Genomic DNA, 22,504 nt, shown 5'->3' on the forward strand with positions numbered 1-22,504 from the left:
TAGACGGAGGTTTCAATCCATGAGGAAGTTTAGTTCACTCAAAAGCACTACAATCATCGCAGTCATCTCCGCGATAACCGTCGTCATTGCTGGATGCAACCCTGCAGCCAGCACAGCCAAACCAGGGGCAAGCGGTCGTTCGGGAACACGTCAAATGTCGGTAGTGACACAACCTGTCAAATTGTCCGACATTGGTGGTGGACAAGTATTTACAGGCTCGATTACAGCTGCATTCACTACAAATCTTTCTTCCAAAGTCAGCGGACGCATTGTGTCTATGGATGTGAATCTGGGCGATCATGTAAAAGTGGGGCAAGCTTTGGCCCATATCGACACTTACGCTCTGCAGCAATCTGTAGAGCAGTCGAAGAGCGATCTTGCCACTAGCCAAGCGCAATATAGCAAAACTGTTAATGATCAAGCCAATAGTGCAGCGATGGCTCAAAAGGCACTTGCCGTGCAGCAAGCGGCTTATGAGAAAACGATCAGTGACCAGAAAAATGCTGTGGCATTGGCACAAGCTCAGCTCAACAACGCCATATCAGCTCAGCAAAATTCCATTGAGAGCGCCAAACAAGGCATATCTAGCGCGCAAGCTAGTTTCAGTAAAGCGCAAGCAGATGCGGCTACCGCTGTGACAGTTGCCCAAACCAACCTGAACTCGCAACTCGATAGTTTACTAACTACGCAGAATAACAATATTGATACGTACCAGCTAAACGTGCAGCAAGCTGTTACTGCGTATAATAGTGCGGTAAGAAGTGGAGTAGGTGTGGATGCAGCTCTGGCTAAACTGCAAAGCACACAGCTTCAATTGCAGCAGTCACAGCAAGCTCAATATAAAGATACGCAGTCGGCACAACAATCGTTGACAAGCTTGCAAAATGCATTGTTAACGGCTCAGAGTTCGCAATCTGTACAGGTAGCCCAAGAGGCGTTGAATTCTGCATTGTTAACTCTCGCCAATACACAATCGATAGCCGCGGCACAGATCGATTTAGGGCGGACCCAGCTTGCGCAGGCACAGTCATCGCAGGATATTGCGAAGAACAGCGCACAAGCAGCGTTAGATCAATCGAAGCAATCGCTTCAGACTTCACAATCCACGGATGCCGTGCAGGTTAGTGCTGCTCAGGTGCAGCAAGCGCAAACGAAATTAAAGGTACTTAGCGAGCAGCTTCAAGATGGTGTGCTAACGAGTCCGGTAGACGGAGTTGTTTCTTCTATATTGACGCCAGTAGGACAGAACACAGGTCAATCCGCGATATTGGCCATCGCTGCATTGGATCCAGTTATCGCAACGGTGAACGTATCTGAAGCATCCATCGGCAAAATCAAAGTCGGTACACCGATGTCAGTTAGCGTGCCTACACTGAATAAGTCATTTGACGGAACTGTATATGTCGTTCATCCGACCATGGATGCTACTTCCAAATCGTATCTGGTTGACATTAAGCTCACTGACGATAAACATGAGTTATTGCCGGGGATGTTCGCAGAATCTTCTTTGAAAAGCGAAGGCAAACAATCCATTGTTGTTCCTGCCGATGCTGTTCTTAGCCAACCTAGCGGTAATGCTGTATTCATTGTTAAGGATGGAAAAGCCTCCAAGGTGTTAGTAAAAATTGGGGTGGTGACCAGCTCTTCTTTTGAAATTACAAGTGGGCTGAAGGTTGGTGACGTACTCGTGGTAAAAGGCCAAGAACTATTATCGGATAATGTTCCTGTTCAAGAAGCTCAACCAGGGCAAGACGCCGGAGGAAACGGGGCAACTAAAGGAAATGGTCAAGGCGGTCAAGGTCAAGGCGGTCAAGGCAAAACTGGCGGACAGGGAGGCCAAGGTAGGAACGGAAGTCAAGGCGGTCAGAGCCAAGGTAGTCCGAAGCCGAATGGCAACGGAGCTGACACAGGAGCTCCGAAGACAGGTGGTGGACAGTGAAAATAGCTAACTTTTCGGTCCATCGTCCCGTAACTATCTTTATGATTATGGTCGTACTGGTTCTCATTGGTGCAATTTCCCTGCCTTTGCTGCCAGTTGATCTATACCCGAACTTGGAAATTCCAACAGCTAACGTTTCCGTCACCTGGAGCGGTTCTTCCCCTGCTCAAGTGGAGGAGCAAATAACGAAGAAAGTCGAGTCGGCTATGGCTACCATATCGGGCGTAACCCAATTGGACTCGAATTCTCGGACAGGATCTAGTTCAGTCTCCGTAAATTTTAACTATGGTACTAACTTGGACCAAGCCATTTTATCCATGCGCGACAAGCTCGATCGCTTGAAGCGCTCGCTTCCGACAGATGCGGATGCGCCGATCGTATCTCGTGTGGACCCGAATAGTTCACCTATATTGACATTGGCTCTTTACGGAAATACAGATCTGATCACGCTTCGTGATCTCGCTGATAGTGTCGTGAGTCCGGATGTCCAGCAAGTCGATGGTGTTGCTTCAGTCGGGGTTACTGGCGGTCGGGTCCGTCAGGTGCAAATTCTGATTGATCCGTTAAAGCTTCAGCAATATAATGTTTCATTTAGTACAGTAACTGCAGCATTGGGCAATGATAATACGTCTACGGACGCTGGTCTTGTCAATAAAGGACAGCAGCTCGTGCCGCTGCATATTGACGCCCAATTTAAGTCTGTAGCCGATATTGGCAAAGTACAAGTACAGCTCGGCAAAGGGCAAACGCTCGCTCTCGGGGATCTCGGTCAAATTATCGATACGTATCAGGACGTATCGATGGAAGCTCGTAAGGATGGCCAACCGAGCGTCAGCCTTTCCATTCTTAAGCAAGCGGGCGGAAATACCGTTTCCGTTTCCGATAATATTCAAAAAACATTGAGTAAAATTCAAGCAAAGCTGCCTAACGGCGTTCATGTTTCCGCATTAAGCGATCAAGCAAAATTTATCCGTCAATCCATTAATACGGTTGTTGATCATACGTTGCTTGGCGGCGTGTTCTCCATCTTGATTTTGCTGTTCTTCTTGCGAAATGTTCGCGCAACTTTAATCATCGGGATTGTTATCCCCATATCGGTCATTTCCACATTCAGTATGATGTATTTCTCAGGGCAAACGATTAATACGATCACTCTTGGCGGACTAGCTTTAGGCTTAGGCTCGCTTGTTGACTTCGCAGTTGTCGTATTGGAAAGCATTTTCCGTAAGCGGCACGAAGGATTGGATCCGCAAGAGGCGGCCAAAGTGGGTACAAAAGAGGTCGGTACGGCTGTTATGGCTTCGGCGCTGGCGCAAATTGCCGTATTTGCTCCAACAGTTTTCATTAATGGCCTTTCACGCCAGTTTTTCTTGCCGATGGCTTTAACCGTCAGCTTCTCGCATATTGCAGCATGGTTTGCTGCAGTAACACTGGTTCCTATGCTTGCAGCGAAATTCTTAAAAGGAAAAGTGGACGAAGAAATTCCGAAAGGAAGGTCTTGGAATCCGCTTATATGGTTTGGCCGTGGCGTCAACCGCTTGACGAATGGTTATGCTCGATTATTAAAATGGTCGTTGCTGCATCGTTGGATCATTGTACTGACAACAGTCATACTATTTGCAACTAGTGTTTATTCAGCAAGATTTGTCGGTTCTGAACTTACTCCGAGAACAGACGCGGGTCAAGTCAATATTTCTATAAGCTTGGCGCAGGGAACGGCCTTTGATCTTACGAACCAATTGGCTGCGAAAATTGAAAGCAAAATCAAAGACGTTCCTGAGGTGGATACCGTATTCACATCTGTCGGTTCGCAAGGCGGGGGCTCGTTCCAAACGGCTTCAACCAACAACGCCAGCATACAAATTATGCTGAAGCCGCTAAGTCAGAGGAAACGAAGCACGGATCAAGTCGCCGAGCAGATTCGTACTTTGACGCAGGGAAATGTCGGAGCACAGATCGGAGTGAACGTACCGTCTGGTGTACGCTTGCCAGGATTAGGCGGCGGAGGCAATGGCGGCTCTGGCGGCTCTGATATTCAAGTGAGTCTTTCCGGTCCCGATTTGAATGTCTTGCAGAAGCTGGGCGATTTGGTTGTACAAGAGGTAAGTTCAGTGGATGGAACAAGGAACGTTCAAAATACGTTAGATCGAACGACACCGCAATTTAATTTGACGATTGACCGAGATGCTGCGGCCCATTACGGTGTTTCCGTCAAAGACGTCATGACGGCGCTTCGCACGGCTTACCAAGGAAATGTTGCGACTCAATTCAGCACTGCCAACTCGCAAATAGCTGTCTTGATTAAGTACCCGAACGATTTCTCGAACAAAATAGAGAATGTTAATAATATTTCAATCAATTCTTCTTCAGGCACGTTAGTGCCGCTCAATCAAATCGCGAAAGTCGAACCGGGCGAAGGGCCTGCGCAAATTCGCCGTTCGAATCAAAACCGTACGGCATCTGTTCAAGCTTCTATTTTCGGTGCTGCAGTCGGCGATATTCAAAATCAGGTCAAAGCGAAAATCGATGCGATTCAACCGCCTGACGGCTACCAAGTTACGATGGGTGGGCAAGCAACCCAACAAAATTCAGCGTTTAAAGATCTTTCTTACATGCTTATTTTGTCCGTCGTGCTTGTCTATATGGTTATGGCAAGCCAATTTGAATCGCTGTATGGACCGTTTATTATAATGTTTTCGCTGCCGCCGACTTTCGTCGGAGCTATTCTCGGCTTGCTAGTCACACACCGAACCATCAATATGAACTCCATCATCGGGATGATCATGCTGGTGGGGATCGTGGTGAATAACGCAATCGTTTTGATCGATTATACAAACCAATTGCGCAAAAAAGGAATGCCGCTATCGGAGGCATTGATCGAGGCAGGAAAAGTGAGGTTGCGTCCAATTCTCATGACAACGGCTACTACCGTGCTTGCGATGCTGCCGCTTGTCGTCGGATTTGGCGAAGGAGCGGAGACACAGGCATCGATGGCGACGGTCGTCGCCTTCGGATTAACTTTTTCAACCCTTGTAACCTTACTGTTGATTCCAGTTGTTTATACATTGTTCGACGGCTGGATGAACGGTATAAAAAAGAGATTCAAACGTATGCCGGCTGCTTCACTTGAGCCGGGTACGAAAGCTTTGTAGTGATAAGGAGAAGGGTTATGATAACAGTGAAACGTAACATTTCTTTCCTGCTGCTCTGCTTCTTGCTGTTAAGTGCCTTTACTACTTTCTCAGGCATTCCTGAGAAAGCATGGGCTGACGCGAGTGCGACACCAGCCGGAACGTCCGAGATAAAGCCTTCTTCCATCGTCCAGATCATGGGTGGGAAAGGGTTCACGGTCCTATTGAAGAAAGACGGTACGGTTTGGACATGGGGGGACAACCTCCGCGGTAAGCTGGGAGCGGGTTTGAACAACCGCAACCAGCCGACGCCGATTAGCGGATTATCAGGCATTACCGCGATTGCGGTAGGCCAATCTCATGCTTTAGCTTTGAAATCCGACGGAACCATATGGTCTTGGGGCGAAAACACCTTCGGCCAACTAGGTGACGGAACCACGGTTGATAGAGCATCACCAGTACAGGTTGCTGACTTGACCCATGTAACGGCGATCTCCGCAGGTAATTTCCACTCTGTAGCTATCAAAGACGACGGTACAGCTTGGAGTTGGGGCGACAATACGTATGGACAACTAGGTGACAGCACCAATAAAGCTCAAAACAAGCCGGTTCAAGTCAAGGGTAATATTGCCTCCGTGAAATCTATTGCTGCAGGCGCTTTTCATACACTTGCTATTGATCAAGACGGAGTAGTGTGGGCTTGGGGAGATAATTATTTTGGTGAACTAGGTTACGGCTACGACCAAAACCGTCTCAATACACCCATTATGGCTACAAGCTCGACTTGGCATATCACTCAGGTCGCAGCTGGCTTTGACTTCTCAATGGCGCTCAAAGATGATGGGACTGTATTGACCTGGGGGCTCATGACTCGGGATCAAAGCACGATATATAGTGCTGTCACATCAGGTTCACAAGAGCAGAAGTATCCTGTTCTTGTAACCGGGCTGGACAATGTTTCCCAAATCTCCACAGGCAATTCCCATGCCGTCGTATTAAAGAAAGACGGCAGCGTTTACGCTTGGGGGGACAATACCTCTGGGCAATTGGGAGTAGGGACAGCTTTCGATGGCAGGACATGGAACCAAACGTTTCCTAGCCAAGTCAATGGGCTTCCGAATATCGCTCGCATCGGGACGGGTACGAATTTTACATTTGCCGTTGGCAAAGATGACAGTTTGTGGGCTTGGGGAAACAACGGTTACAGCCAGCTTGGCGACATGACAGTCAATAACCAGCCTTCACCCGTTCAAACGCAAGTACCTGCTTGGCTCAACCCTCCATCCATCAAGCCTGGGGAAGGAGCGGTCATCATCAAGAGTCCAAAGGTATCACCGCTAACAGCCGGAGAGAGTGATTCGTTTTTTATCAAAAACAATCGACTGTTCGGTTGGGGAAGCAATACGTTTGGGCAACTAGGAAACGGAACGAATGCGTCAAAAATAGTGCCAGAGCAATTGGGTCTCGATCAAGCCGCAGCCGTTGATGCAGGAGACTTCCATACGGTGGCTGTCAAACAAGATGGAACCCTCTGGACATGGGGTCAAAATTTCTTTGGCCAATTGGGTGACGGAACAACAATAGCTCGGACAACACCTGCTGAGCTCCCTTCTTTAACTGGGGTTGTTTCAGCAGCCGCTGGAAGTAATCATACAGTTGTGCTACTCAATAACGGCTCCGTCTGGAGCTTTGGCGATAATACCTACGGTCAGCTGGGGCATGATCGAACTGCCCCGTCTAATCAAATTGTGCAGCTTTCCGATATCGTTGCTATAGCAGCAGGATCCAACTTCAATTTGGCGCTGCAAAATACAGGCAAGATCTGGGCCTGGGGAGATAACGCAAGCGGTCAACTGGGAGATGGCACTTATACCAGCAAGCAGCAGCCCGTTGAAATTGCCAGTGTAACCGGTGTTAAGGCGATTGCCGCAGGGAAAAATTACGCCCTCGCTCTTAAAGACGATGGAACTGTATGGGCTTGGGGGTATAATGCTTATGGGCAGTTAGGCAATGGAACAACGACGACACAGACCAAGCCGGTTCAAGTTGCAAACTTAACCAGTATTAATTCCATTCATGCAGGGACATATCACAGTATTGCGATTAAAAACGACGGCAGCGTATGGGTCTGGGGCCAAAACTTATTCGGTCAACTAGGTGATGGTTCGAAAACGAATCAGAACAAACCAGAGCTGGTAAAAGGTATAGGAGCTGCAGATTCTGCCGCCGCTGGCGGGTCACACACCATCGTGAAGCTGAAAGATGGCACAATCTGGACATGGGGCGGCAATTACACCGGTCAACTCGGTGATAATAGCTTAACGAATCGGTATGTGCCAACATTAATTTCCGTTTCCGGAATGAGTACTAATTTCAATGATATTGCTGGCCACTGGGGCAAAGATTCCATTCTTCAAGCGGCTGAAAAAGGTTACGTGGATGGCTGCAGCGACGGAAGCTTCCTTCCCGATCATGCTATCACTAAAGCTGAATTTCTAAAGATGGCTGTAACGGCTATGAATATTCCCGTTACTTCAGTGGGCGCAGGTCAATCATGGTATCAGCCTTATGTAGAGGCCTTGCAAAAAGCAGGGATCTTGCAAGCTGGCGATCTTCAAGAGGGCTGGGATCTTCCGATTACACGTCAGGAGATGGCGACCGTCGTCTTGCGTTCGGTGAGCGCTGAGCTGCAAAAGCCTAATACGGTTTTGGAGCCCAATTATGTCATGCTCGGAGCTGTAAACAAAGGTATTCTTCAAGGGTTAGAAGCAGGAAACCTTGCTCCAGCTGAGGCAACAACGAGGGTGCAATCGGTTATTGTCATTGAGCGAATGTTGAAAGTTCAGCAAGGCATCACCCTGCCAGTAGACCCATTAGCCTTGGAACAGGCTAATCTGAAGGTAACAGGTAGACAGTAGAGAATAAAACAGGGATTGATTTAGGAGACCAAAAGGAGCACGAGATTTGTGTATTCCTTTTGAGTTTCTTTGTTTATGTCCGTGCTGCCAAAGTGAATAGTTCGAGTAGTTTTAGCTCTTTTTATTACTCGATGATAATTTTTGAAATACTGTTGATTCTCAAAGATTTTTTCATTTTAGGAAGCATAAGTTTGCAGGTGCTAAATGGGAACCATAAGCATGTAAAAATGGCAAGCTTATGGTTAAGTTACACTTGCACATTGTATAAAGGTCGCTCATCACGGCAACATTACGTTGCTTTGTGTTCACATTGTCAAAAAATTCGACAACACAGGCGAAGATCTAGAGGATTTGATAAGCATTGGGACAATAGGACTGATAAAAGCGATCGAGTCGTTCTCGCCGAATAAAGGCACCAAATTGGCTACGTTTGCAGCGCGATGTATCGAGAATGAGATCCTAATGCACCTGAGATCATTGAAAAAAACTCGGAAGGATGTATCGCTTCACGATCCAATCGGGACGGACAAAGAAGGAAACGAGATCACCTTGATCGATATCCTTGGCACAGAGGCTGATGATGTTGTAGATAAGGTGCAGCTTAAGATCGAGAAGAGCAAAATATATAAAAATTTAGATATATTAGACGATCGGGAAAAAGAAGTTGTGATGGGGCGATTTGGGCTGGAGCTTGGCGGGGAAGAGCGGACGCAAAGGGAAATTGCGAAGGAGTTGGGAATTTCGCGCAGCTATGTGTCAAGGATAGAGAAAAGAGCGCTCATGAAGCTTTACCATGAGTTTTATAAGGCAAGGCGGTGAGGATAAGGGATAGCATATTTCATTTATTTGGGTTCATGTGCAAGTAATGGAGGCGAAGCTAATGACTTTAATCCATATCGAACATATTAGTAAATATTATTATTTGGGCGGGGAAACCATCAAAGCGTTAGATGACATTTCCTTAGATATTGAACATGGTGAATTCGTGGCCATTATGGGCCAGTCTGGTTCTGGGAAATCAACTCTCATGAACATTATCGGTTGTTTGGATGTTTCAGATAAAGGTGATTATAGCCTTGATTGTAAACCCATAAACTTACTTAAGGATTCTCAACTAGCTGAGATTCGCAACCAAAAAATTGGATTTGTCTTTCAAAGCTTCAACTTGCTTCCGCGACTAACGGCTTTCGAAAATGGAGAATTGCCGTTAATCTATCGGGGAATGACGAAAAAGGAAAGAGAGCCACTCGTTTTACAGGCACTGGAATCGGTGGACTTAATAGATCGTATGAAACACCTTCCTTCGGAATTATCCGGTGGGCAGCAGCAGCGTATCGCTATCGCCCGAGCTTTGGCAGGAGATCCGTCGATTATTCTTTCGGATGAACCTACAGGTGCGCTGGATTCGAAAACAGGTGTGGAGATTTTAGAGATATTGAAGAAATTAAATGCACAAGGTCGAACGATCATTTTGATTACGCATGACATTTTGATTGCGAAACAGGCAAAGCGCATTATTCGTTTTCGAGATGGGCGAATGCAGGAGGATGTATCGTAGTTATTGTAAGGTGAAGCGGTGATTTTCAAAAAAGGAACATAACGATCAGACATACTCGATCAGTGTAGTACTTGATTGAGTATGTTTTTTTATCTGATTTTTTGGGTCTGTCTAATCTTTTGTGTAAACTCTCTTAATGCTTCACCCCGAGGTTAGTGTCCAGACTTAGCCGCTGACGAATCTCCAATTGCATGAGGCGGTTTCAAAAGATAACACCGATTAAACTCGATGTACCTATGATAAGGGTAAACATACGTTTGTTGGAACACTTCACTTCTGGTATTTAGCATTATGTTGTCCACCGCTTACGTCCTCGGGATTTTGCTCCTGATTCACATGATGGGTTGGGCAGCCTGCGGGTTATATTATAACAGGGTGTTGTAACTATATCCGGATAACGAACGTTGATTGCTCTCCCCTTCACTCCGCTAACAGGCAGTATAACGCAACAGGAATTAGGAATTGACACTAATCATAAGGGAATATAGACGTGGTAAACAAGTTAAAAAGGTATAATATGGTCTCGATATGAATAGCTGGACTAATAAGGGTACCAAAACGCGGAATTCGTACGCTAAGTAATAAATAAATATTATACATTTGGTGTTTCGAAAGAAAAATTATTAGATTGTTGCCGTAACGGCGAATCCGGATGTTAGCCTACAAGGAGGTTTTTATCATTCTGCAAGTAAAAGAGGCAAGTTCCGAGCACATCCCAGCGATGTGCCAGTTATTAAAGGAGTTGTTCAGCTTGGAAAAGGATTTCATCGAAGTCAATCACAACGAAAGACAAAAGGCCGGCTTGGAACTGATATTAAACCACCCAGAAAGCGGCCAACTTCTTGTTCTATTGAATCATGAGTACGTCATTGGCATGGCGAACATGCTGTTCACCATTAGTACAGCCGAGGGCGGAAGAGCAATCATTCTTGAGGATTATATCTTGTCCGAATCAGAGAGGGGAAAAGGGAACGGTTCGTTCTTTATGCAGGAAATCATCAAGTTCGCCCGAAATAAAGGCATTTTACGAATATCGTTACTAGTCGATGCCGACAACGGAGCCGCGCAGAAATTTTATGAGGGTGCAGGTTATCAATTCTCCAATATGAAGTGTATGCGTTTAAATTTGTCTTAGTGGCTGACTGAATACGGGGTTTATACCCTAGTCGCGATAGTGAAGAAACTGAAATCACTGTATTCATTCATTTTAATGTGTGTCTCCTTGGGAAGAAGGGTCGATTAATAAGCTCGGTATGAAACTCTTTGAAAGAGGCAATTTTGTTATCCATGGTTTAGACATTCGGAAGGTTGCAAAAACCTATCTGATTGATCTATCGATGAAAACCGGCCAAACAACCAATCTAGTCATTCTAGATGGCAGAGAGGGCGTATATATTGATAAAGTGGAAGGTTCGCAAGCGACTATACTGTACTCCCGGATTGGTAGAAGAATTCCCGTTTACTGTAGTGCAGTGGGCAAAGTTCTTGTAGCCTTTAAGAACAGAGAAGAACTGGAAAAGTTGCTGCAGGGTCATATTTATAAAGCTCATACCCCGAAAACCATCACAAATGAGCGGGATTTCTTAGTTGAGCTTGAACAAGTTAGTACTCTTGGGTATGCCATAGATAATCAAGAGAATGAAGCTGGCGTTCGCTGTATAGCTGTACCCATATATGATCATACGGGGCAAGTCGTTGCAGCTGTAAGTATGTCTACCCTTGTTACTCGAATTAATGATGAAGAACTGGCAAGATTTACAGAGATGTTAAGGCAGGAAGCGATTGAAATGTCTCAGAAGATGGGCTATGGGATTCCTTTTCTGCAAAGATAATGTCATTGGAAAATGGATGCGTTAGGAGAGTCTCTTCTTCAAAAAGATTCTTCTGAAAACTCACTCTGATCATAGAACGTAGTTTTATAATGTAAAACAAAATAAAAAACGGAGGTTTCATTATGCGTATTATTCGATTTTTAAGCGAAGGTGCTGTTCCTACACTGGCAGCTTTAACAGATGGTTCCAAGATCTATGTTTTACCACAGCAGGATTTTATGGAGTTGGTTCATCATGCTGAGGAGCAAGGGACTACTACCTTGGCTTTAGTAGAAGGCATGATCGCAACATCCAATCCACTCGATAGAACAATAGGAGACCTGTCCTTACTTGTGCCGATTGTCGCACCTGAAGTTTGGGCAGCTGGTGTAACCTATGAAAAAAGCAGGGATGCTAGAAACTATGAAGCAACAGGTGGTAAGCTAGATGCCTCAACCTTCTATGATAAGGTTTACGATGCAGAGCGTCCAGAGATTTTCTTTAAATCGACAGCGGCAAGGACGGTTGGTCCGGATCAGGATGTATATTTGCGTACGGATTCCAACTGGCAGATTCCGGAGCCGGAGCTTGGCCTTGTCATTAGTAAAAGCGGAAAAATTGTTGGCTACACCATTGGGAACGATATGAGCTGCCGCGATATTGAAGGAGAGAATCCACTATATCTCCCTCAAGCCAAAATGTGGAAACATTCTTGTTCCATAGGTCCTGCTATTCGATTAGCGGATACAGTAGATGACCCTTACAAATTCCAAATTACTTGCCGTATTTATCGCAATGAAGAAAAGATAGTGGAAGGCACTGCGAGTACAGGACAATTAAAAAGGAAGTTGGATGAGCTCGTTTCTTATCTTACGCTGAATAATGAAATCTTCGATGGTACCGTTCTATTAACAGGAACTTGTATCGTTCCGTCCAATGAGTTTACTCTGCTGGACGGCGATCGAATTGAAATTGAGATTTCGGATATTGGAGTGTTGAATAATCCGGTTAAACTACATGCCAATAAAATAGCGGTTTCTTAAACACGTGGGCACTCCAACTGGCTCGCCAATTGCACCGGTAATTTTGGCGGATTGGTCCGACGTTTTAAGAAAATGATCATAAAAATAAAAGAATGGGTGGATGAAAAAGATGACTGTAATAACGGAACCAAAAACATATCTTAACTATATTAATGGAGAATGGTTACAAGCATCTACGGATCAGGTAGACGCCAGTATCAATCCCGGGAATAAATATGAAATTGTCGGATACGTACAGAAATCAGGTAAGGAAGATCTGGATCATGCGGTTGCAGCCGCAAAAAAGGCCCAGGTTCAATGGAAACAACTTTCTGGAGCGGCTAGAGGGGAGTATCTTTATAAAATCGCTAATGTGGTGGAAAAGCATATCGATGAAATTGCGGAAACCATGACCAAAGAAATGGGGAAAACCTTTCCTGAAGCGAAGGGTGAAACCGTCCGCGGCGTGGCCATTCTCCGATATTATGCAGGAGAAGGAATGCGTAAGATAGGAGATGTTATTCCTTCTTCCGACAGTGAAGCGCTTATGTTTACTACCCGTACTCCGCTAGGGGTGATTGGCGTGATTACTCCATGGAATTTCCCGGTTGCCATTCCCATTTGGAAATTGGCACCAGCCCTGATCTATGGGAATACCGTCGTATTGAAGCCTGCTCAAGAAACGGCTGTCACTGCTGCTAAAGTTGTGGAATGTATGCATGAAGCTGGACTTCCAGCAGGGGTTGTCAACCTGGTAACAGGGAATGGATCGGTGATCGGTCAAGGAATTATTGATCATCCGGGTATCAACGGAATTACATTCACAGGCTCCGATACGGTAGGTAAGTTAGTTGGCCAGGGGGCTCTTGCCCGTGGGGCTAAGTACCAACTTGAGATGGGAGGGAAGAATCCTGTCATTGTGGCAGCAGATGCTGATCTTGATTTAGCGGTTGATGCAACAATCAGCGGAGGCCTTCGTTCTACCGGTCAGAAATGTACGGCAACAAGCCGTGTGATTGTACAGAGTGCGGTATATGATGCATTTAAAGAAAAACTACTGGCTAAAGTGAAGGGATTAAAAGTTGGTTATGGAATGCATGAGGAAACATGGATGGGACCCTGTGCGAGTGAAAGTCAATTTAATACAGTTCTTTCTTATATCCAAAAGGGCCTTGAAGAAGGGGCAACCATTCTCTATGGCGGAAATAGACTTGAAAGCGAAGGTTTGGAACACGGGTTTTATATTGAACCTACCCTCTTTGATAATGTGAATACAAACATGACCATTGCTCAAGAAGAGATTTTTGGCCCTGTTCTTGCTTTGCTCAAAGTAGATACCTTTGAGGAGGCTTTGCATGTAGCAAACGATGTCCAATATGGATTGAGCGCTTCCATTTTCACAGGAAATATTGGGAATATGCTTACCTTTATTAACAATATGGATGCAGGACTTGTACGTGTTAATGCCGAATCGGCGGGAGTCGAATTACAAGCCCCATTTGGCGGGATGAAACAGTCCAGCTCTCATTCTCGCGAGCAAGGGCAAGCGGCAATTGAATTCTTTACATCCATCAAAACTGTATTTATAAAAGCATAAATGGATTATTTAGAAGGAATCCATAGTGAAATGGGAGGGATAACCGATGAATTACCGTTTAGTTGGCAGGACAGGACTAAAAGTCAGCGAACTGTGTCTCGGAACGATGACATTCGGTGCTGCGGCGGACCGCGAAGAAAGCTGCCGCATTATGGATCGCTTTACGGAAGTGGGTGGTAATTTTCTGGATACCGCCAACGTATATTCGACGGGTGTATCGGAAGAAATCGTCGGCCATTGGCTGAAACAAAAGAAGAGAGACGACTTCGTCATCGCCACCAAGGTTCGCTTTCCGATGGGAGATGGACCCAACGAAGCGGGCCTTAGCCGCAAACATATTTTCACATCGGTGGAAGACAGCTTGCGCCGACTCGGTACCGATTATATCGACTTGTACCAGGTGCATGCCTGGGACGCGTTGACTCCAATTGAAGAAACGCTTAGCGCGCTGAATGATCTGGTGCGCAAAGGGGTAGTCCGTTATATCGGGGCAAGCAATTTCAAGGCATGGCAGCTGCAAAAAGCGATTTATTTAGCCCGCCAACATGGTTGGGAATCTTTCGTTTGCCTGCAGCCGCAGTACAGCCTGCTGTGTCGCGCAACCGAGTACGAACTGCTGCCTTTATGCGAGCACGAGGGTGTCGGAGTTATTCCGTGGAGCCCGCTGCGCGGAGGTTTGTTAAGCGGCAAATTCAAAAGTGGAGAAAAACCCGAGGAGAATACGCGGGTGGGCGCGAACAAGGAAGTATGGGAACGGAACAACAATGAATTTACCTGGAATATTATACATGTATTGAACGAAATCGCCAAAGAAACGGATAAATCGGCCGCACAAGTCGCTCTGAACTGGGTGCTGAGCCGCCGCGTGATTACGGCTCCGATCATAGGGGCGCGGAATGTGGCGCAATTGAACGATAATTTAGGCGCCAGCGGATGGTCGTTGACAGAAGAACAGGTCCGTCGTTTGAACGAGGTAAGTGAGTTGCCGGTTAGCTATCCTTACGACCTCGCCGCGGAGACCCAACAACGTAGGGGCAGAGATCCCAAAGAGCTGAAATAACGGCAGGGGAAAAGGATCGAAAGTTATGTATAAAACAAAAAAAGGATTTTCCTGCTCTTCGGAAAATCCTTTTTTATAACGATTATCATGTTTTTTGTTACTGCTCACACTGAACATTGCTCGTCTCTTTTTAAAATAATCAGCATATTTTAAACCTACTTTTTATAAGGAAGTTTGAAATTATGATTATTAACTTAATCACTTTAATGTTGCGAATTCGCTCTCAAAGAACGAAAATGAGCAGACCTATAGCAGGAGTCAGGTAACAGCAGTTCAGGCAGGTATCTTGAGATGCTTAAGGATGTCGAATAACGGTTTCTTCTCCAGGGCTTGCTGATACACATAAACGATGATCTGCCCGAAAAACTCTTGCCGAATTCGATACACCACATCTCCAAGCGTGAGATGAATGTCGTTCTTCATCCAGTCCTGTCGCTGTGATTCTAAAAAGTTCTGCGTCAGAAACTGGATCGCCCAAAATCGCTGAATGCCTTCAAATGAGAGCAACTGATATTGGTCAAAACCTAGCAGTTCTTTGAAATAGCGATAGCCGGTTTCGATATTCCAGCGCACGTGATAATAGCGTTGGATCGTAACGAGATCCAAGCTTAAATCCGTGCACAGAAGACAAACCTGAGGTTTGCTCGAATCGGCGTATTCATCTTTCCAAGACAGCAATGCTTTGACATTTTCCATTTCGCTTAACGGACCTTCATATTCATAAATCCAGTACGTTCCCTGACTTTCCACCGTAACGGAGCGTAGGTCAGACTTGCGAAGGTACTGGGCAGCGAAATCAGCCATAGAAATTGTTACACCGCTGACGCAGATAAGCCGGTTCGTCTTTACAGCGGCGATGACATGAAATCCCTTGCGATTGCAGGCATTAATAACCTTTTCACTGGTATACCAGCTGTCCATGAGAACGTAAGCCTGCTCATCCTGTGTAGCTGGGAATGCTTCGATCATTTCAAGGGCAAGATCGTTCTTACTTTTGAATGACAGGCGATGTTCATCGCAATACTCTTCACGGTAATAAGGGCGGAAATCCCAGGCATAGGAATTGCCCTCGCTTACCACGTGAGAAGTGACAACGCAATGACACCAGACTGACTTTCCAGATTCGTGTGAGTATTGAAAGCTGAGAGCCTCCATTTTCTTCGTCGAGGTTTCCTTCTTACAGCAAGTGTCATCCACGATGAAGAATACAAGACGCCTTGCATCACCATTCTTCAAGCGCTTTGCCCGGATTTTCTCTATGACGAATTGCATACGCCTGCGCTGCATGCGATTGACGCACCAAGGTGCATGATTCAGAAAGTGGGTGACGCTGCTCAGGTGACAATCTTGTCTTGCAGCGTTTCGGATCTGCGTAATGTTCTTGCGTCCGGCACAAAGAATGATGCCATGAACGAGCGTAAACAAGTGATTCCGTTGGGGTTTAGAAAACTCCAATTTGAGAGCTAAAATGAACTTGACGATAGGCAAGTAGAGGGATACCATGGTAGTGGGACATCTCCTTTTTCTGGAAATTGTGGCGTCGTAACCAACAATTTCTTCTTTAAGGTCAGATGTCCTCCTTCCATTTAATCATTCGACGAAGCTTCTAAAATCCTGCCTTTAAATGGGATTTGTCGACAACAAGATTTTTGCAACACTCAAGTTAATCATTCCTGTAAGGCTTAAGAAATGGCCTTCGTCAAAAAATGAGCGCCTAGGTATGATGAATTTATCCACGGGTTCGAAACCCAAAACCATCAAGGAGGCGCTCTTATTATGAAGTTTAAGACAAAATCAACGTATTGAACGAATTTCCACCTCTCATCTTGTAGTTGGTATCGACATGGCGAAGGAAATTCAATTCATATAGCACAGGCCACTAACTTTATCTTTATTTTTGTGCTTATCTATAGGATAATTTTGAATTTGCAGTTGACCCCTAACACTGACACAAAGAACCTTCCCATGTGCTGCAAATATCAATCCAATTACCTCAATTTATGATACAATATGTGCATGAACTCGTGCTGAAGCCAGACTTCGTTTTCGACTTTCTGTAATCTGTCAGACCTCGATAGGTGATCAGCAAGCACTTCAAGGATCATCGCGGCTACGGATTTATATTTAACTCAAGCGAAATCTTAAATAAGGAGTTTGAAATCTATGAACGCATCTTATCACTTTGACGAAGTCGGAAGACTTCCTTTACCTGGAGATAATGTTGCCATTGCGACGTGCCAACTGGACGCTGGCACCATCATTACCTATCAAGGCCAAACCCTGACCTTGGATTACACTGTCATGGAAGGCCATCGCTTTGCAGTGAAAGCGATTGCTTCAGGAGAAGCCTTACTTTCGTGGGAATTACCCTTTGGTGTGGCTCTGCAATCCATTCAGCCCGGCGATTATGTGATTAACAAGGCTGTGCTGGAGGAGCTTAGTGTGCGTTCGTTGAAATTTGCGCTGCCGGCGACGCCAAATTTTGCTGATCAAGTTCTTCCTTATGTTCTCGACGAGGCGAAATTCCAACCGGCTCCAAATATGCCCGCTTACACGGAAACGCGCACCTTTCTTGGTTATCGGCGCAGCCAAGCTCGCGGCGTTGGCACCCGCAACACGATTGTTCTGTTGGGCACAACCTCACGCACGGGGAGCTATGTCAAGCAGCTTGCAGCTAGTCTGCAAGGCGAACTGAAGAACTATCACCATGTCGAGGCCATTGTTCCAGTGGCGCATACTGAGGGGGGCACGGAACAGCCTAATAACCTAGAGCTATTGTTGCGCACGTTGGCCGGATTTATCGTTAATCCCAACGTGGGTGCGGTCTTAATAGTAGACTATGGGATTGAATCCGTGACCAACCAGATGGTAGAAGCGTATTTACGCGAACACAATTATCCATTAGATGAAGTGGTGCATCGGTTCTTATCAATTAAAGGCGGCTTTCAAGATAATCTGACCATAGGGGAAGCTATTGTGCGTGATTGGTTACCAACGGTCAATGCCATGGAACGGACCCCGGAATCTATTAGCAATCTAAAGATTGGATTACAGTGTGGAGGCTCAGACGCCTTTTCCGGTATTTCCGCTAATCCGCTGCTGGGTTGGATTGCGCAGGAATTGATACGCTACGGCGGCGCTGCCAGTCTGGCTGAAACCGATGAATTAATTGGCGCTGAGCCTTATGTCTTGCAGAAGGTGCGCGACGTGGAAACCGCCCGCAAATTCTTAACGTTTGTAGAAGAATTCAGGGAGCGTACGGCTTGGCATGGCGCTAACGCTGAAGGAAATCCATCGGGTGGTAATAAATATCGCGGCCTTTATAACATTTACCTCAAATCCATTGGCGCTGCCCGCAAGAAAGACCCGGCAACCCGGCTTGACTATGCCATTGAATACGGTGGGCTCATGAAAGAACCCGGATATTATTTTATGGATAGCCCCGGTAATGACCTCGAGAGCATTGCAGGCCAGGTGGCTTCAGGCTGCAACCTGATATTCTTTACGACAGGTAATGGTTCGGTCACCAACTTTCCTTTTGTGCCGACGGTCAAGATGGTGACAACGACACGTCGCTTCCAATTGCTGGCCAATGATATGGATATCAACGCCGGTCAGTACCTGGAGGGCATATCCATGGATGAGTTGGGTAAGCACGCCTTCGAACATTCGATACAAATAGCCTCCGGTCAGCGCAGTGTCGGTGAAAAGGCTGGCCATTCACAGGTGCAGATCTGGCGCAACTGGCGGCAAACCGATGCGAGCCAACTGGATACCTTGCTCAATGTGTCCCTACCGACAGGGGGACCTATTGCGATTCGAGCGGATACAGACGCGGTCGCCGACCCAATCCGATTTACATTCACACGTCACCAAGACCGTCGGGCCAGTGATCACATCGGCTTAATCCTGCCCACGAGTCTATGTGCCGGTCAGGTGGCGAATATGATTGCACTGCGGTTAAACAAACAGGGACTGGGTCAACCCGGACAACTCTCGCGTTTTGTGGCTTTGGCTCACACGGAAGGATGCGGGACTTCTGGCGGTCAACCAGAGCAGTTGTATTCCCGCACAATGATTGGTTATGTCACCCATCCGCTAGTCAAGCATTGTCTGATGCTGGAACATGGCTGTGAGAAAACCCACAATGACTTTATGCGTCACGAGATGGAGGAGATGGGGGTTGATCCGAGTCGTCTTGGTTTTGCCAGTATTCAACTTGACGGCGGGATTAATAAGGTAACTCAGAAGGTGGAAGCGTGGTTTAATGATCAATTGTCTGCAACTGGTCCAATTACGAAAGAGACTGCCGGACTAGAAGCATTGCGTGTTGGGATCTTAAGTGATGGTTCCGTTACTGACGCTGCTGGTGAACAACTGGCGATGTTGACAAAAATGATTGTGAGCGCAGGCGGTATGGTGGTTGTTCCCGAGAACAGCGGGCTGCTTTCAACGCCGGTTTACAGTGAGAAATTATTGACTACATCCAATGTCAAGCCGTCATTGGCCTATGGGGAACATGCCCGCCACATGGGTTTCCACATCATGGAAACACCAACCGAGCATTGGGTAGAGACAGTCACGGGCTTAGCAGCCACGGGAGTAGAGTTAATTATAGCGCTGGTCCATCGTCGCCCAATGCAGACGCATCCGTTCGTACCTATGATGCAAATGGCATCGGACCCATTTATGCAGCAAACCTATACGAATGATTTGGATCTGTTGCTCAAAGGAAATCCCGCTGATTGGACCGATAAGATTCTAGAGAGATGTAAGCAAATCATTGAACATAGCTATACTCCACGTCTCTATCAACAGGGTAATGTTGATTTTCAATTAACACGCGGATTTCTGGGCGTTTCGTTGTGAACGGGATCGGAGGGATTATTTCTGCTCAATTCTTTTTTCTGTTTTGATCGATTGTAACAAGCCATGAAGCAGTAAACGTCGGAATCCCCGGTTGTTTTTCGACCCTTAATATAGTTCGATTGGATTACAGAATCCTTTTACTAAACTAACGGAAACGAGAGATCAATGCGCTTCAACCTCGAGGCTGCCGTGAGATGATCGGCGGACTCGCTGTGCTAACGGGTAGAATAGTTTAATTGTGATATACTGAAGTCTTTCTCAAATGATTTCACATATTTATTACTTTAAAGCAATACAAATTTTGAAATGAAAGCGAGGATCACTCTATGTCTGAACGTTTGCTATCTAATCGGCCATTTGGCAGAACTGGCCTGTTTGTCTCACCGCTTTGTGTTGGTGGTGCTCCACTCGGAGATATGCCGGAAACCTTTACCTATAGCGCACCAGAAGAAAACGCGCTAGCAACAATTCGTGCTGCCTTTGCGAGCCAGATCAACTTCCTCGATACAGCTGCGGCTTATGGTGAAGGTGAGAGCGAGCGCCGTATTGGCAAGGTAATTAAAGAGAATGGTGGACTCCCATCGGGCTTTGTGCTCGCCACCAAAGCTGACCGCTGCTTACAGACTGGTGACTTCAGCGGTGAACAAATCAAACGTTCCATCGAAGGAAGTCTCCACCGCTTGGGGCTAGATCGCCTGCAATATGTCTACATCCATGATCCGGAACACACAACCTTTGAAAATGTCATGGGACCGGGTGGTCCGCTAGAGATACTGAAAAACTTCAAGGATCAGGGAGTCATCGATCACATTGGCATATCCGGTGGGCCAATCCAAATGCTTATTCGTTATATAGAAACGGGGGAGTTTAGCGCCGTTGAGACTCATAACCGCTACACGCTACTCAATCGATCAGCTGAGCCTTTGCTTGATGTTGCCAGTCGATTGGGTGTTACAGTAATCAACGCAGCACCCTATGGTAGCGGCATATTGGCAAAAGGTCCAGATGCCTACGCCCGCTATGCTTATAGTGATGCACCGCCGTTGTTACTCGAACGCGTACGAATGTTTGTAAAAGTCTGCCAGGAATACGATGTACCTCTAGCCGCCGCGGCACTTCAATTCTCCATGCGTGATCCCCGTGTCACGAGTACTGTCGTTGGCATGACTAAGCCGGAAAGAGTCGCCCAGACGTTGGAGCTCGCAAGTTACCCCATTCCTTCCGAGCTTTGGCCTGCGCTAGACGCCATTGGATTTGATACTGACGATCCCGAAGTGAATAGATGATTTACATAAATGGATAGATAGACATTCATGAAGATTGATATATTCAAAAAGAGAACCGCAAACACTTCACAAAGCTTTGAACCTGGCAATGCTTGAAGTGAAGTGATTGCGAATATACATACTCAAGAAGGTGTTTTGCAGGGCTCTCTTATTTGGGCACCCATTCGAGATTGAAATCGAAAATGGGGTGGAAGCCCCCATTCCACCTCGAAATTTTATAAATTCTATTATGTTAAAATAACCCCTAGAAAAGGATCCTTGGTACTGTATCAGAGAATATAATATATGTCTAAAAAAGTACTTGAAGCGGTCTTGAGCTAACGGAAACGAGAGTTTAATTAAAAGGAGCAGTGTGCCACGGCAGCTGCTCCTTTTAATTTTATTAAGCTAACCTTCTAGCTTTGCATATTAGCGATTTAAAGGGTCTTAAAGAAAAACCCGTAGTCGATTACATCTAGTGGAACGGTCTCAATTTATTATCCAGGATATTGGGAGTTCGGGATCATCCGTATCATTAAGGATAAAGGTATCGAAGGAATTGCAGTGGCGCCGCATGCCGATAACGGTAGATTTGGAAACCGACGGCTAAGGCCACTCATAGGTAAGAATCCGTTTATGTATACTTCACTGATATAAATTATGTTGAAGCATATTCTGCCAAAAGTATTTTGAAGCATATTTTTGCCAAACCGGCAAAGATATGCTTCAAGTCACGTTTATGTATGTAAAAATATGAATTTATCAAGGTGGTCTATCATGGTAATAAAACGTTTACGTTGCTTCGTGTTCACATCGTCAAAAAATTCGACAACACCGGTGAGGACCTGGAGGACTTGATAAGCATTGGGACCATCGGGCTGATTAAATCGATTGAATCCTTTTCGCCAATAAAGGGACAAAATTGGCAACGTTTGCGGCGCGCTTTATCGAGAATGAGATCCTGATGCACCTAAGGTCATTGAAAAAAACACGGAAGGATGTATCGCTTCACGAACCGATTGGGACGGACAAAGAAGGAAACGAGATCACCTTGATCGATATTCTTGGAACAGAAGCCGATGATGTCTTAGATAAAGTGCAGCTTAAGATTGAGAAAAGCAAAATATATAAAAATTTAGATATATTGGATGATCGGGAAAAGGAAGTTGTCATGGGTCGCTTTGGCTTGGAACATGGCGGGGAGGAGCGCATGCAGCGGGAAATCGCGAAGGAGCTGGGGATTTCGCGCAGCTATGTGTCAAGGATAGAGAAGCGAGCGCTGATGAAGCTTTATCATGAGTTTTATAAGGCGAAGCGGTAGGGCATGCGAGTTC

General features: G+C 46.0%; 13 protein-coding genes and 1 pseudogene. 13 read left to right on the forward strand and 1 reads right to left on the reverse strand.

The window, feature by feature from the left end; translation table 11 throughout:
- Positions 1-19 precede the first annotated feature (19 nt).
- From BLV33_RS25800 to BLV33_RS25845, 10 genes are all read left to right on the forward strand, one after another.
- On the forward strand, positions 20-1,939 hold the full coding sequence (locus BLV33_RS25800) for an efflux RND transporter periplasmic adaptor subunit (protein ID WP_090798272.1): 1,920 nt from the start codon (positions 20-22) through the stop codon (positions 1,937-1,939).
- Entirely contained in the window at positions 1,936-5,091 is a 3,156-nt protein-coding gene (locus BLV33_RS25805) for an efflux RND transporter permease subunit (protein ID WP_090798274.1), read from the forward strand. Before BLV33_RS25800 ends, BLV33_RS25805 begins: the two co-directional genes overlap by 4 nt.
- Before the next feature lie 17 nt (positions 5,092-5,108).
- Positions 5,109-7,988, forward strand: coding sequence for an RCC1 domain-containing protein (locus tag BLV33_RS25810; protein ID WP_090798276.1), 2,880 nt, complete (start codon positions 5,109-5,111; stop codon positions 7,986-7,988).
- 264 nt (positions 7,989-8,252) lie between these two features.
- Entirely contained in the window at positions 8,253-8,807 is a 555-nt protein-coding gene (gene sigK, locus BLV33_RS25815) for an RNA polymerase sporulation sigma factor SigK (RefSeq protein WP_090798278.1), read from the forward strand.
- A gap of 61 nt (positions 8,808-8,868) precedes the next feature.
- Positions 8,869-9,546 (forward strand): ABC transporter ATP-binding protein, encoded by a 678-nt coding sequence (locus BLV33_RS25820; RefSeq protein WP_090798280.1) that lies wholly within the window; start codon positions 8,869-8,871, stop codon positions 9,544-9,546.
- Positions 9,547-10,297: 751 nt separating this feature from the next.
- Entirely contained in the window at positions 10,298-10,681 is a 384-nt protein-coding gene (locus BLV33_RS25825; protein ID WP_171909307.1) for a GNAT family N-acetyltransferase, read from the forward strand.
- A 118-nt stretch (positions 10,682-10,799) separates the two neighbouring features.
- A complete protein-coding gene (locus tag BLV33_RS25830; RefSeq protein WP_090798284.1) occupies positions 10,800-11,378 on the forward strand; it encodes an IclR family transcriptional regulator in 579 nt (192 codons plus the stop codon).
- Positions 11,379-11,500: 122 nt separating this feature from the next.
- Positions 11,501-12,400 carry a fumarylacetoacetate hydrolase family protein gene (locus BLV33_RS25835; protein ID WP_090798286.1) on the forward strand — a complete coding sequence of 300 codons (900 nt, stop codon included), beginning with the start codon at positions 11,501-11,503 and terminating at the stop codon, positions 12,398-12,400.
- Positions 12,401-12,509: 109 nt separating this feature from the next.
- Complete coding sequence (gucD, locus tag BLV33_RS25840) at positions 12,510-13,976, forward strand: alpha-ketoglutaric semialdehyde dehydrogenase GucD (protein WP_090798288.1); 1,467 nt, start codon at positions 12,510-12,512, stop codon at positions 13,974-13,976.
- Positions 13,977-14,022: 46 nt separating this feature from the next.
- Positions 14,023-15,036, forward strand: a complete 1,014-nt coding sequence (locus BLV33_RS25845) for an aldo/keto reductase (RefSeq protein ID WP_090798289.1) — start codon at positions 14,023-14,025, stop codon at positions 15,034-15,036.
- Between the two features lie 273 nt (positions 15,037-15,309).
- Here the strand turns inward: BLV33_RS25845 and BLV33_RS25850 are convergent, their stop codons facing one another.
- Positions 15,310-16,539, reverse strand: coding sequence for an IS701 family transposase (locus tag BLV33_RS25850; protein WP_090798291.1), 1,230 nt, complete (start codon positions 16,537-16,539; stop codon positions 15,310-15,312).
- Positions 16,540-17,199: 660 nt separating this feature from the next.
- On the opposite strand from BLV33_RS25850, the gene BLV33_RS25855 reads away from it, so the two are divergent.
- The 3 genes and pseudogenes from BLV33_RS25855 to sigK (BLV33_RS25865) form a co-directional block, all read left to right on the forward strand.
- Positions 17,200-19,905, forward strand: coding sequence for a UxaA family hydrolase (locus tag BLV33_RS25855; RefSeq protein WP_090798293.1), 2,706 nt, complete (start codon positions 17,200-17,202; stop codon positions 19,903-19,905).
- A 326-nt stretch (positions 19,906-20,231) separates the two neighbouring features.
- Positions 20,232-21,191, forward strand: a complete 960-nt coding sequence (locus BLV33_RS25860) for an aldo/keto reductase (protein ID WP_090798295.1) — start codon at positions 20,232-20,234, stop codon at positions 21,189-21,191.
- Between the two features lie 788 nt (positions 21,192-21,979).
- Positions 21,980-22,491: pseudogene (sigK, locus tag BLV33_RS25865) on the forward strand (RNA polymerase sporulation sigma factor SigK); the annotation flags it as partial.
- Positions 22,492-22,504 lie beyond the last annotated feature (13 nt).

It is taken from the genome of Paenibacillus sp. GP183, from assembly GCF_900104695.1.
In the GTDB taxonomy this organism is placed as follows: domain Bacteria; phylum Bacillota; class Bacilli; order Paenibacillales; family NBRC-103111; genus Paenibacillus_AI.

Coding starts and splice junctions, on each gene's coding strand:
- BLV33_RS25845 (WP_090798289.1), top strand. CDS start 14,023: ATGAATTACCGTTTAGTTGGCAGGACAGGACTAAAAGTCAGCGAACTG.
- BLV33_RS25835 (WP_090798286.1), top strand. CDS start 11,501: ATGCGTATTATTCGATTTTTAAGCGAAGGTGCTGTTCCTACACTGGCA.
- BLV33_RS25810 (WP_090798276.1), top strand. CDS start 5,109: ATGATAACAGTGAAACGTAACATTTCTTTCCTGCTGCTCTGCTTCTTG.
- BLV33_RS25830 (WP_090798284.1), top strand. CDS start 10,800: ATGAAACTCTTTGAAAGAGGCAATTTTGTTATCCATGGTTTAGACATT.
- gucD (WP_090798288.1), top strand. CDS start 12,510: ATGACTGTAATAACGGAACCAAAAACATATCTTAACTATATTAATGGA.
- BLV33_RS25820 (WP_090798280.1), top strand. CDS start 8,869: ATGACTTTAATCCATATCGAACATATTAGTAAATATTATTATTTGGGC.
- BLV33_RS25850 (WP_090798291.1), bottom strand. CDS start 16,539: ATGGTATCCCTCTACTTGCCTATCGTCAAGTTCATTTTAGCTCTCAAA.
- BLV33_RS25860 (WP_090798295.1), top strand. CDS start 20,232: ATGTCTGAACGTTTGCTATCTAATCGGCCATTTGGCAGAACTGGCCTG.
- BLV33_RS25800 (WP_090798272.1), top strand. CDS start 20: ATGAGGAAGTTTAGTTCACTCAAAAGCACTACAATCATCGCAGTCATC.
- BLV33_RS25855 (WP_090798293.1), top strand. CDS start 17,200: ATGAACGCATCTTATCACTTTGACGAAGTCGGAAGACTTCCTTTACCT.